A 12,518-nucleotide genomic window follows, 5' to 3' on the forward strand; every position below is an offset into this window, starting at 1 on the left:
TTGATTAGCAAAGCGGAAAAATTTTACCACGAATGCACGAATAATTATTTAAAAATATTCGTGCATTCGTGGTTTGTTTTTTAATAACACTTTTCCCTCACCCAAATAGCTAGTTCCCTCAAAAGCTATTTTTTCATGGTTCAATATTTGATTTCTTTGAATCAACAAAACCATCGAAATCATGAAAAAATCTATCACAATCCGCATTCCAGAGCCTTGCCACGAAGATTGGGCTAAAATGACTACTACCGAAAAAGGCAAATTCTGCGGGGTTTGCACCAAAGAAGTGGTCGACTTAACTTCAAAAACCGATGAAGAATTGGTGAAAATTCTTTCGAAAAGTAAAAATACCTGTGGAAGGGTGAAAAAATCACAACTCAACCGCGAAGTAAAATTAGAGCGCAAAAGCGGACAAAGCTTCGCTCCCATTGCGGCTTCAATGTTACTTCCGTTGACGTTGCTTTCAAATAATCCAAAAACTGAAACTAACTCACTTTCAGAAAAACCGATGATTTCATTGGGAATTGGTCGTTTTAGCAAAGCACTTGATAGAATTCAAATAATTACCGAAGGAGTTGTAACTGATGAAAACGGAAACCCATTAAGAAATGTTGAAATAACTTCCAACGAAACGGGAGCACGTGAATGGACCAATAAAAAAGGCGAATACAGAATTGTAACACTGGATAACGAACGTCTTTCCTATAATCTAAAGGATTACTATACCAAAGTAATTAGTTTAAGTAGCTCCTCAAAAACAATTGCTGTTTCAATGAATCGTGAGGTAATTATAGAAAGTATCATGGTTGGCAAAATAGCTCCCACTATTGAAAAGCCAATTAAGCCTGATTCAATATCCAACTTTACAAAAGGTGTAGTTGCAGATGACACGGGCTTGCCGCTACCCGGGACAAATATTATAATAAAAGGAACTTCCACTGGAACACAATCAGATTTTGACGGCAATTATAGCATTGAAACTAAACCAGGCGATATTTTGGTTTTTAGCTACGTAGGATTTGAAACCCAAGAAATAACGGTTTCAAATATTTCAAATACTATAAATTTAGAACTTTCGGGAGCAATGATGGGCGAAGTTGTTGTTACTGGTGGAATTTCTTATAACGACTATTATGTACCTGATAAAGATCCTAATTGGTACGAAAAAGCAAAAGCTGCTTATAAAAACACTATTAAATTCAATAAACTTCAAAGAGCTCGCAAAAAAGCGGCGCGTAAAAACAAGTAGCGGGATGCAGCAAAATGGTGAAGCTCGAGATTATTTAGAAATAGTTATTCGTTTCTGATTAGAAAGGAGAAAATTTACACCACGAATACACGAAATATTTTTTTTTTAAAATATTCGTGTATTCGTGGTTATTCTTTTTTCTGGCACAGGATTCTCTCAATACAATCCCGACAGAAAACTTCTACCAGCATTACAATAATTAGCTTCATAAAAAGTTATATTTTTACCAAAATTATAATTGAATGAGATATTTATACGGTTTGGCAATTTTGTGTTGCCTAGTATTATGGAGTTCTTGCCGCAACGATTTTGAAACCGTTGCCAGCACCGGAAACTTAGAGTTTTCAAAAGACACGGTTTATTTAGATACTATTTTTTCAAACATTGGTTCTAGCACCTATAACTTAAAAGTTTATAACCGAAGCGATGAGGATATTAACATTCCTACCCTTCGTTTGGCGCAGGGCGAAGCTTCTAAATATCGCTTGAATGTTGACGGAATGCCCGGAAAGGTTTTTGAAAACGTACAAGTTTTGGCAAAAGACAGTATCTTCATTTTTATTGAAACTACATTCGATATAAACAACCTACCTACCAATCAACTGGATTTTCTTTATACAGACGAATTGCTTTTTGATAGCGGTGGAAATCAGCAAAAAGTAGATCTGGTAACCCTTGTAAAAGATGCCATTTTCCTTTTCCCTGAAAAATATGCCGACGGAACTACCGAATCACTTTACTTCGGTCTTGACGAGAACGAAGAACCAATATATATAGAAGGATTTTTATTAGACGATGACGAATTAACCTTCACAAATGAAAAGCCATATGTAATCTACGGTTACGCAGCTGTTCCCAGCAATAAAACGCTGACTATTGAAGCAGGTGCTCGCGTACATTTTCACAATGGCAGCGCTCTTTTAGTCGCTGAGAACGGAACAATAAAATCCATGGGTGAAAAAAGTGACGATCCCATTGCTTTAGAAAAAGAAGTGATTTTTGAAGGAGACCGTTTGGAGCCTGGATTCGCTGACATTCCGGGGCAATGGCTTAGCATTTGGCTAACATCTGGTAGTGTAAACAATGAATTTAATTATACCACGATAAAAAATAGTAGCATTAGTCTGAATGTGGAGGATAGCCCCGTAACCTTAAGAAATGTGCAAATTTATAATAGTTCATTTTACGGCATACTTGCAAAAACTGGTGTAATTGAAGGTGAAAATATGGTGATAAACAATAGCGGACGTTCCTCATTGGCAATTGAATTAGGAGGTAGCTATGAATTTAGACATTGTACTTTTGCTAATTATTGGACCAACAGTTTCCGCTCCTTCCCTGCTGTTTCAATAGATAATAGCCTAGAAAGTGGTGATGATATTTTTGTGGCAGATTTAATAAAAGCGAATTTCAAAAACTGTATAATTTACGGTAACGAACGCCGAGAATTCTCCGTTTTTAAAAATGATGCGGCCGCTTTCAATTTTAATTTTGAAAATTGTTTAGTCCGTTTTGAAGATCCAACGGGAGAGTTTAGCGACAATCCATTATACGATTTTAGCAATAACAATTTGTACACTGCAACTCAATTAAACTTAGATCCTATTTTTCAAAATACAGATATGAATAATTTCAATATTGAAGCTCAAACTTCTGGTGCAGAAAATATTGGTAAAAATGGTGTTGGTCCAGCATTAGATTTAAATGGAACTTCGCGTAGCACTCCGCCAGATGCCGGAGCTTATGAAACTACAATATTTCCCGAAGGTTAAGAAAAAGAAGTGTATAAAAAACCCGTCCAATGTGGCGGGTTTTTTTATGCTCAGTTTTTAAATTTGAAGTTATTGTGCTTTTAACCACTTCAGCTTTAGTTTTGAGTTTTTTCGCTCCACAGGCTGCATTATCAAAGTATCGCCACTAAAGTAGAAACGTCTTTCTGCCGTTAACCCAAATTCGGATGGGTTTGAGTGCGAAAGTTTGAAATGCGAAACAATACTATCTGCTTCAGAAACTTTGTAATTCCCCACATAATAGTATGATTTCGTGATATACTTTAAAGATTCCAATGGAATGGTATCGGTAAAATTTGGAAATTCAATTCCCGTGTTTTCGTAGCCTTTATCATATAAATGAAGCGCCACATGGCCACTATCATCATAAAGCAGATAACCGTCCATTCCACCGCGATAATGACTCCAAGTGTTTGTCGCGGTGTCGCGCACTTGCATACTTTCGAGCTTCCAAAGACCTTTAATTAATGGGCTTGTTGGTTTTTCGTTTTGACAGGAAATTGCAAATGCAAAAATTCCAGCGGCAACGATGTATTTTATTTTGTTCATTTTAGAGAAGTAATTTTGTTAGATACTGAAAGACCTACAAGGTTTTAAAAATCTTGCAGGATGTATTTATTTAATAGTCAATTTTTCCTTCTTTCGCTTCCCACTTTTTGAAAACTCTTCGGCCCTCTTCCCTATCCAGATTAATAAATTTAACCGTTCGGTTCTCGATATTTTTTTCTATTTCATCGTAAATAAAATCATCGTCGAAGCCTATTTCCGCGGCATCTTCCTTTGTACATGCATAGAAAACGGCTTTTGGTCGCGCCCAATAAATAGCACCTAAACACATGGGGCAAGGCTCGCAGGAAGTATAAACGATACAATCGTCTAGTTGAAATGTATTTAAAACAGCGCAAGCTTTTCGGATTGCAACTACCTCAGCATGTGCGGTTGGGTCGTTACTGGATGTTACTTCGTTGAAACCTTCGGCAATTATTTCGCCATTTTTTACCACTACTGCGCCAAAAGGGCCGCCAGCGTTGTTGTTCATCCCTTTTTCCGAAAGTTCTATGGCGCGTTTTATAAACTGTTTGTCTTTTTCTGTGATCATTTTTTAATAATTTTATTTTATGTATTTGCTTCTAAAAATCTATTTATAATGTTGACAATCTTTTCAACTGGGGCGTTTTCAATGGGATGTTTCAAATTTTCAATTTCCTTAAATGTGCCATTTGGCAACCATTCCGCTACTTGTTTTGATTCTACTTGGGTGGACATAGTATCCAACTCGCCGAGACAAATAAGTGTTGTATGATTAATTTGCTTAAAATCTGTTGCTTTTAAAGTTGGATTGTCGCCTAAGCGACCCATCATTTTAGCAGTTTTAATAACAACGCCTTTCCAGTTATCTATTCCATGTAATTGCTCCAAACGGTTTGCAAAAGCTGGGACTTTAATTTGGATGGTTTCCGGATTAAGCATTTTAATTTCACTTTGGGCAAAAGACGGTGTCCATTCAAATTTAGTGCCCAGAGTTATAATTTTTCCCACAAATTCGGGATAGTTTTTTGCCAGATTTAGAGCTACATATCCACCCATGCTAAATCCAAAGATATTCACTTTTGCAATTTTTATTTCGTTCAAAAAACTGATTATATTTTCAGAAAATAGGTCTATTGAAAATTCTGCATCGCTATTAAAATTGCCGTGTCCTTCAAAATCCAAGACGAAAACATCATAGTTTAATGATAGTTTTTCCTGAAGAGAAACCAATTGTTGGCTGCATCCCAGTGCGCCGTGTAATAATAGGATTGGATATTTCAAAGCAAATTTTATTACTATTAATTTGAAAACAGCAAAAGCTCCTCGCCATCTTTATAAACATAAGTTCCAATTTCGGAAAGACCTAATTTTTTTAAAAGATTTATGGAAGAAAGGTTAGTTTCAAGGGTAATAGCTAGTAATGTTTTGAGTTTTAAATTTTCCGAAGCAAACTGCATAACTACTTTTGAAGCCTCGTAGGCATAACCTTGATTTCCGAACTCTCGCAAAAACGCAAAACCAATATCTGGGTGGTCTAAATTGTCTCTTTTATAAAGTCCCGCGGAGCCGATGGGTGTTCCATCTTTTAGAGAAACTAAAAACGGACCGAACCCATTTTTTTCATAACTACTCAGGTAAAATTTCTGCATATAAGCCTCGGCATCTTCAACAGTTTTGATCTTTCTGTCGCCAATATTCTTTAGCCATCCTTCGCTATTCATCAACTCAAAAATGAATGGAGCATCATTAATAGTATACTCCCTCAATTCAAGTCGGTCGGTTTCTATTTTCATATTATTAAAAGCTATTGAACAATGTTCAAAGATAAATAATTGCCAGATTGCTTACCATTACAAATAAAAAAACCTTCGGCTGCTAACCGAAGGTTTTCATTCAATATTCAAACAAACTACTTTAATCGAATTGTTTTGAAACTCCTTCATAAAAACCGTTTTCTGGAATTTCATACACTTTTCCTTGGATTCTAAATTCCAGAATATCTTTATATGAATTCAATTCGCTGTAATGCATTAATGATATCGAACCCAGCGGCAATGTTTCAAAACCATTTAATTCTGGGTACGTTTGCTGAATATTCAACCGTAAGTTTTCTTTTGAAAAAGCTACCTCAGGCGCAACTTCGCCATAAATGCTGTGGGCAACAGATACAGTTTCGTTGGTATTGGATCCTCGGAAAATTATATTATAAATAGCAGCATCGCCACTAGTGGTAATATTAAAATTTGCTGGGGATTGGTTGTTTACCGTAAAGCTTATTTGGGGAGCGGCAACAGTAGTTGGAATGGTAGCTGTACGCATTTCATTAAAATACTGAAAATTAGCATCTCCGAAACTAAGTCGAAATAGAAAAATATCAAAAATAGAATTGGGCACAGGAATAGATAGCGAAGTATGACCATCGGGGTAATTGCCCTGCCTAATTGAATGACGGATCCCGTTATTGTCTTTAATACCTTCAAGACCGAAACCGTATATATTATTTGAAGGAATTTGTACGTTTACACTGTTTTGAATTTCTGGCAAAGTGGCGTAATCTATATTAAAAACAGAACCTTCGGGAATGTCTCTTTGCCAAAAATATCTATCATATTGATCATTCGGGCTTTTTAAAGTTATGTAGAAATCACTCGTTGGCGATGCCGCTAAATTTCCTCGAAAATTATAATAGCCGCCGTTTTCGGGACCAAAGTTTCCTGCGCCAGACGTGCTAGAAGTCACTTCGCTTGGATAACCAGTATTTATGAAGTTTAAATAAATTTCATCATTTGAGTTTTCAATCGTCGGTCTTGGACCTATTAAATATTCACACGAATCTATATCTGAAAAAGTGATTAACGTATATAATTCTTCGCCAGCAAAATCAATATTTGCATAATACATATAGCTTAAATCGTATACTGAAGAAGGCTCTCCTTCAAAATTTAGAGTTAACGATTGCCCTATTTGAAGTTCGCCACTATCTAATATGTTTCCGTTTTGATCGCTTAGAAAGGCTTAGAGGCTTTGGGTAAATTGGCTGAAACGATATTCCGGATCAACGTTTAATGTAACAGTAAAATCCTGTAATTCGGGAGCTGTGTCGTCAGCATCTTTTGAGCAACTAATGAATACTGCAGAAAGCACTAAAAGAATGAACCAGTTTTTCATAGCGATAGGTTTTTATGAATTTTTAAATTTTAAACTCTTTACCCTATAGTCTGAAAAAATTTAAATAGTTGCGTCGAAAAACAAAAAAACCTTCGGCGATCGGCCGAAGGTTTTATAAAAATTTGGTGCTGTTTTACTTAACTTTTAAAAAGAGGCAAGCCAGACATCATTTCATTTACTTTCACTGCAATGCTTTCTAATTTGGCTTCATCTTCTCGGTTCATAATTACTTCATCAATTAAATCGACGATTTTACCCATATCTTTTTCAACCAAACCTCGCGTGGTAACGGCTGCCGTACCAATACGAATTCCGCTAGTAACGAAAGGTGATTTATCATCAAAAGGCACCATGTTTTTGTTTACCGTAATATCTGCTTTCCCTAAAGCTTCTTCAGCTTCTTTTCCTGAAATATTCTTGTTACGAAGGTCTATTAGCATCATATGATTATCTGTTCCGCCAGAAATAACACCATAACCTTTTTCAACAAATTTTTGCGCCATTACAGCAGCGTTCTTCTTCACTTGCACCATATAATGAAGGAAATCGTCAGTCAAAGCTTCACCAAAAGCGATTGCTTTTGCGGCGATGATATGCTCCAATGGTCCTCCCTGATTTCCAGGAAAAATAGCGCTGTCCAAAAGACTGCTCATTTTACGAAGGTTACCGTTTTTCAATTTTATTCCGAAAGGATTGTCAAAATCTTTACCCATCAAAATCATTCCGCCACGAGGACCTCGAAGGGTTTTGTGAGTGGTTGTTGAAACAACGTGACAATGCGGAAGCGGATCGCCCATAATTCCTTTGGCAATTAATCCCGCAGGATGTGCAATATCTGCAAAGAGAATTGCCCCAATTTTATCTGCAATTTCTCTAAAACGTTTGTAATCGATTTCACGAGAATATGCGGAAGCTCCGGCAATAATCATTTTTGGTTTTTCCTTAAGGGCTATTTCTTCAACTTTATCGTAATCAATATAGCCAGTTTCTCTATCAACACCATAAAACACGGGCTCATAAAGTCTGCCCGAAAAATTTACGGGAGAACCGTGCGTTAGGTGCCCACCGTGTGAAAGGTCGAAGCCTAAAAATTTATCGCCGGGTTTTAAGCAAGCTGCAAAAACAGCGGTATTAGCCTGTGAACCACTGTGTGGCTGCACATTCGCATATTCTGCTCCAAAAAGCGCTTTGGCTCTATCAATAGCTATTTGTTCAACCTCATCCACCACTTCGCAACCACCGTAGTAACGTTTTCCGGGGTAGCCTTCGGCGTATTTATTGGTAAGTACAGAACCTGCAGCCTCCATTACTTGGTCGCTTACAAAATTCTCTGAAGCAATTAGCTCCAAACCATTTAATTGGCGTTGTTTTTCTTCTTCTATAAGTTCAAAAATTTGTGTGTCGCGTTGCATAGTAAATGTTAAAATTTTGAAGTTTAGTGTTTAAAATATGTGGAATTTATTGCTTCAGAACCATAAACTGAAACCATAAACACCTTTGAAAGTTAATTAAATCCAAAAATACTAATTACATTCGGTAACTATCATGAAATATATATATTTGATGCAGATTTTTACTAACAAATACTAGTTGAAGATAAAATCTAATTATCAATTAAATCTTTGATTTCTAACATTCTGAGTTTTTTTACTTAGTTTTATTTTCAACAAAAAAAATAACCATTCACATGCCTATAACTGCTAACGACCCCACACGAAAAACTTGGCTCGAAACCGCGCCAGACACAGATTTCCCTATTCAAAATATACCTTTTGGCGTTTTCTTGACTAGCGACGATATAATTACCATCGGTACACGTATTGGTGATTATGCCATTGATCTTGGCGCCCTACACCAATTGGGATATTTTAAAGGAATTGAACTCACAGACGATATATTTCTTCAAGATACCTTGAACGATTTTATTAGCGATGGAAGAAAAACTTGGCGTTTGGTACGTAACCGAATTGCCGATATTTTTGACAAAGAAAATCCAGACCTTCGCGACAAAAAAGATCATAGAAAACACATCCTTTTTACAATGGATGAGGTAGAAATGCAGCTTCCTGTGCAAGTAGGAGATTATACAGATTTCTATTCAAGTAAAGAACACGCCACGAATGTTGGTACTATGTTCCGCGGAAAAGAAAACGCGTTGATGCCAAACTGGCTTCACATTCCGGTGGGTTACCACGGAAGAAGTTCTTCAATAATCCCAAGCGAAATTAATGCTCGCAGACCTTGGGGACAAACCATGCCCGATGGCGCTACAGAACCTGTTTTTGGTCCGTCGAAATTGGTAGATTTCGAATTAGAGATGGCTTTTATCACAACAGATGCAAATGTTTTGGGTGAACCCATTCCTGTTAATGAAGCTGAAGATCATATTTTCGGATTAGTACTTTTCAACGATTGGAGCGCGCGCGATATTCAAAAGTGGGAATATGTGCCACTTGGACCATTCTTGGCTAAGAATTTTGCGTCTTCCATTTCTCCATGGATTGTTACATTGGATGCGCTACAACCTTTTAAAGTAGAAGGCCCGAAACCAGAAATGGAGCAACTGCCATACCTTCAATATAAAGGGAAGAAAAGTTATGATATAAATTTAGAAGTTTACATTGCACCCGAAGATGCGGACGAAACAAAGGTTACAACTTCTAATTTTAAATATATGTATTGGAATATGAGCCAGCAATTGGCGCACCATACCATTAATGGATGTAATGTAAATAGTGGCGATATGATGGGCAGCGGTACCATTTCTGGTTCTACTCCAGACTCATTCGGTTCTATGTTAGAACTTACTTGGCGAGGAGAAAAGCCCATAAAACTCTCTGATGGTACTGAAAGGAAATTTATAAATGATAACGATACCGTAATCTTAAAAGGGTATTGCCAAAATGAGACTGTACGCATCGGTTTTGGAGAGTGCAGAACTAAATTATTGCCTGCAATTAAACAATAAATACATAATTTATTAAAAAAATAGGGCAGCTTTTTTTTAAAAAGCTGCCCTATTAGATATTTATATTCTACACAAATTTTAATTACAATTTAGACAATTTGAATCCAAACTGTTAGGATTTCAAAATTCTATAGGCATGGGCCTTCAGTGCATCCATGAGCCAAATGGGCTGCAACAGCATTTTCACTAATATAAATAGTTTGCTTGTTGGATGGATTGCCAGGAGGACTATGACAAACGTAAACTTTATGACCCACATCGGTCTGACCTTCGCTAAAACTAGAAGACATACAAGCCACTAGTAAGATTCCAAAAAATAAAGATAAATTTTTCATAAGCACTGGTTTTAAATGAGTTAGACTTCTTAAAGGTAATAAATTAATTATAATAAGGATGTTAAAATGAAGATTTATTCAGAATTAAAAACGTTAAGAATAATGATCTCAAAAAATATTTTTGATAAATCATCTGTTGGTGTTTAAATATTTCAATTGGAAATTATCAATCAATATTGGCACCACTATTGTACTTTAGCCTTCATAACCAAATCAATTTGTTATGAAGGCTTTCTATACGCTATTATTCACGATGCTTTTCATTATTTCTTGCAACAGCGTGAAGCGAACCCAAAAGTTTGTTTCTCAGGGAAATTATGATGAGGCAATAGAACTTGCCACTAAAAAACTTCAAAAAGATAAAGGAGCAAAAGAATATGATGCGCATATAAGTGTTTTGGAAGAAGCATTTCTAAAAGCGAAGGACGAAGATACTCGCCATCTTGCTTTTCTGAAGAAAGAAAATAGTCCTGCAAACGCTAAGGAAATTTATTACACCTATTTAGATCTTCAATGGCGACAAAATTTAATTCGACCTTTACTGCCGCTATACAGCGTTTCAATGGGGAGAAAAGCAAATTTTGTGTTTTCTGATTACAATAATGATTTGTTGCAGGCAAAGGATTATTATGTGAAATCTTTATATCAAGAGGCCGTTGTTTATATGCAACGCAACACTAAGCTAGATTTCCGCAGTGCATATAATGTTTTGTGTGAATTAGATGAAGTACAACCTAATTATAGAGATGTTTTTCAGCTTAAAGAAGATACGCACTTTCGAGGGACCGATTTCATTTTTGTTGCTTTAAATAACCATACAGGGCAATTTATACCTTTCCGTTTAGAGCAAGACTTGCTCGATTTCAACACTTATGGTTTAGACGATTTCTGGACTGAATACCACAGCCAGCGGGAGAATGGAATTAATTATGATTTAGGCATCGATTTGAATTTCCAAACCATTCAAATCTCTCCGGAACGTATTGCAGACAGACAATTCACCAGAAAACAACGTATAAAAGATGGTTACGATTACAGACGCGATCGCGCAGGAAATATAGTGCGCGACAGTTTGGGGAATCCTTTTAAGATTGAAAAATTTATAGACGTTTCTGCTACGGTTTATATTACCACTCAAGAAAAAGCCGTGTTAGTTGGTGGAGCAGTAATTTATAAAGATTTAAACAAAAGGCGAAACCTTAACAGTTTTCCGCTTTCTTCCGAATTTGTTTTTGAAAATGCATACGCCACCTTTCGTGGCGATGAACGTGCATTAACAGCCGATGACCGCAGACTTGTGAGCAATCGCCCTATCCCCTTCCCCAACAACGAACAAATGGTTTTTGATGCTGGGCAGGATATTAAAGAAAGGTTTAAGGTGATTTTGCGGGATAATACTACTTATTAAGATTTATAAGTTTTTTTTCTCAGGATTTTGACGCACATCGAAAAGAGTTAATATAATAATTCGATTGCCTTTTATTCTATAAAAAATTCTAGTTTGTTTACTGAATTGAAAACCGCGGATACTTTTATCGGCAACTTCCAAACTCCCCAATTCTGGATAATTTTTCAAAATTTCCAAAAAATCAATTAATTTATTGGCAAAAGCATTGCAGTTCTTAAGCCAAATTTCGTTTGTATATAATCCGTAATAGAAGAATAGTTTTTCTGGGCACGCTTGGTAAATAAAATTTCCATTGAAATTACCTGAAGATTTCTTTGTAAGGAATGAGCTCCTCTTCATTTTCAGATTCGTCATAAGCTAAAAGAACTTGCTCCTTTTCAAAGTCTGATAAACTGCTCCAAAGATTTGAAGACTTGCTTATTTCACGGCTTTTTAAAAAATCATATAATGATTGAATCAGGCGTTCATCCTTAATATTGCCCATCATTTCCAATAAATTGCTTTTTAATTCCGCAGTTCCCATAAAATAAGTTTTAGCTAAATTAAGGAAAATTATTGAACAAACTTCTCCAAATGCGCAGCCTCAATAGAATGATGCGAATCGTTATGAACCACTATTCCATCTTTAATCACAATCATTTGAGGACTTTCGTGAGGCACTTTAAAGCGCGCTGCAATTTCATTTGAAATATCGCGATTTTGAATAAGATCGAGGTAATACAGTTTTAATTTGTCATCGGCAAGATTGTAACTTTTCTCAAACATCTTCAAAACACCTCTGCTAATTCCGCAGCGAGTGGAATGTTTAAATATAGCAACAGGAATGGTTTTGGATTGTGCTACTAATTCATCCAATTGTTCCATATTGCTCAATAAATTCCAAGGCAATTCTTTTATTTCTTCCTTTACAATATCTTTTGGTGTTTTAAAAATATCAAATAATCCCATAATTATAATTTTTATTCAAAATTACGAGAATCATTATGGTTTTAGTCTAAAAGAAATGATAAAACTAAGATAGCTCAATCGGTCAAAATGTCTGTTGAATTGTAGTGATCGCCCGACATTT

At 36.0% G+C, this 12,518-nt stretch carries 14 protein-coding genes; 4 read left to right on the top strand and 10 right to left on the bottom strand.

Going from position 1 to position 12,518, the window contains the following annotated elements; all coding sequences use genetic code 11:
- Positions 1-181: 181 nt before the first annotated feature.
- Together AC3RVF_RS08040 and AC3RVF_RS08045 are read left to right on the top strand one after the other, a co-directional pair.
- A complete protein-coding gene (locus AC3RVF_RS08040) occupies positions 182-1,249 on the top strand; it encodes a carboxypeptidase-like regulatory domain-containing protein (RefSeq protein ID WP_489689452.1) in 1,068 nt (355 codons plus the stop codon).
- A 242-nt stretch (positions 1,250-1,491) separates the two neighbouring features.
- Positions 1,492-3,021, top strand: coding sequence for a hypothetical protein (locus AC3RVF_RS08045; protein ID WP_489689451.1), 1,530 nt, complete (start codon positions 1,492-1,494; stop codon positions 3,019-3,021).
- A gap of 69 nt (positions 3,022-3,090) precedes the next feature.
- Here the strand turns inward: AC3RVF_RS08045 and AC3RVF_RS08050 are convergent, their stop codons facing one another.
- From AC3RVF_RS08050 to glyA, 7 genes are all read right to left on the bottom strand, one after another.
- Entirely contained in the window at positions 3,091-3,588 is a 498-nt protein-coding gene (locus AC3RVF_RS08050) for a lipocalin-like domain-containing protein (RefSeq protein WP_489689450.1), read from the bottom strand.
- Positions 3,589-3,658: 70 nt separating this feature from the next.
- On the bottom strand, positions 3,659-4,138 hold the full coding sequence (locus tag AC3RVF_RS08055; RefSeq protein ID WP_489689449.1) for a nucleoside deaminase: 480 nt from the start codon (positions 4,136-4,138) through the stop codon (positions 3,659-3,661).
- 17 nt (positions 4,139-4,155) lie between these two features.
- The gene (locus AC3RVF_RS08060) at positions 4,156-4,851 is read right to left on the bottom strand and encodes an alpha/beta fold hydrolase (protein ID WP_489689448.1); all 696 of its coding nucleotides are present in this window, start codon (positions 4,849-4,851) and stop codon (positions 4,156-4,158) included.
- A 17-nt stretch (positions 4,852-4,868) separates the two neighbouring features.
- A complete protein-coding gene (locus tag AC3RVF_RS08065; protein WP_489689447.1) occupies positions 4,869-5,363 on the bottom strand; it encodes a GNAT family N-acetyltransferase in 495 nt (164 codons plus the stop codon).
- A gap of 121 nt (positions 5,364-5,484) precedes the next feature.
- Positions 5,485-6,471, bottom strand: coding sequence for a hypothetical protein (locus tag AC3RVF_RS08070; RefSeq protein ID WP_489693141.1), 987 nt, complete (start codon positions 6,469-6,471; stop codon positions 5,485-5,487).
- Positions 6,472-6,585: 114 nt separating this feature from the next.
- Entirely contained in the window at positions 6,586-6,738 is a 153-nt protein-coding gene (locus tag AC3RVF_RS08075; protein WP_489689445.1) for a hypothetical protein, read from the bottom strand.
- 137 nt (positions 6,739-6,875) lie between these two features.
- Complete coding sequence (glyA, locus tag AC3RVF_RS08080; RefSeq protein ID WP_489689444.1) at positions 6,876-8,150, bottom strand: serine hydroxymethyltransferase; 1,275 nt, start codon at positions 8,148-8,150, stop codon at positions 6,876-6,878.
- 275 nt (positions 8,151-8,425) lie between these two features.
- Between glyA and fahA the strand changes: the two genes are divergently transcribed.
- Positions 8,426-9,706 (top strand): fumarylacetoacetase, encoded by a 1,281-nt coding sequence (fahA, locus tag AC3RVF_RS08085; protein ID WP_489689443.1) that lies wholly within the window; start codon positions 8,426-8,428, stop codon positions 9,704-9,706.
- A gap of 128 nt (positions 9,707-9,834) precedes the next feature.
- Here fahA and AC3RVF_RS08090 read toward each other — a convergent pair whose 3' ends face one another.
- Positions 9,835-9,996, bottom strand: coding sequence for a hypothetical protein (locus AC3RVF_RS08090; RefSeq protein ID WP_489689442.1), 162 nt, complete (start codon positions 9,994-9,996; stop codon positions 9,835-9,837).
- A 268-nt stretch (positions 9,997-10,264) separates the two neighbouring features.
- Here AC3RVF_RS08090 and AC3RVF_RS08095 point away from each other — a divergent pair, with 268 nt between their 5' ends.
- Positions 10,265-11,449: a hypothetical protein gene (locus tag AC3RVF_RS08095; RefSeq protein WP_489693142.1), complete on the top strand. Its 1,185-nt coding sequence runs from the start codon at positions 10,265-10,267 to the stop codon at positions 11,447-11,449.
- A gap of 298 nt (positions 11,450-11,747) precedes the next feature.
- On the opposite strand, the gene AC3RVF_RS08100 is transcribed toward AC3RVF_RS08095, so the two are convergent.
- The gene (locus AC3RVF_RS08100) at positions 11,748-11,972 is read right to left on the bottom strand and encodes a hypothetical protein (protein ID WP_489689440.1); all 225 of its coding nucleotides are present in this window, start codon (positions 11,970-11,972) and stop codon (positions 11,748-11,750) included.
- 29 nt (positions 11,973-12,001) lie between these two features.
- Complete coding sequence (gene ytxJ, locus AC3RVF_RS08105; protein ID WP_489689439.1) at positions 12,002-12,397, bottom strand: bacillithiol system redox-active protein YtxJ; 396 nt, start codon at positions 12,395-12,397, stop codon at positions 12,002-12,004.
- Positions 12,398-12,518: the final 121 nt, after the last annotated feature.

The sequence above is a fragment of the Aequorivita sp. IT1183 genome, assembly GCF_058068265.1.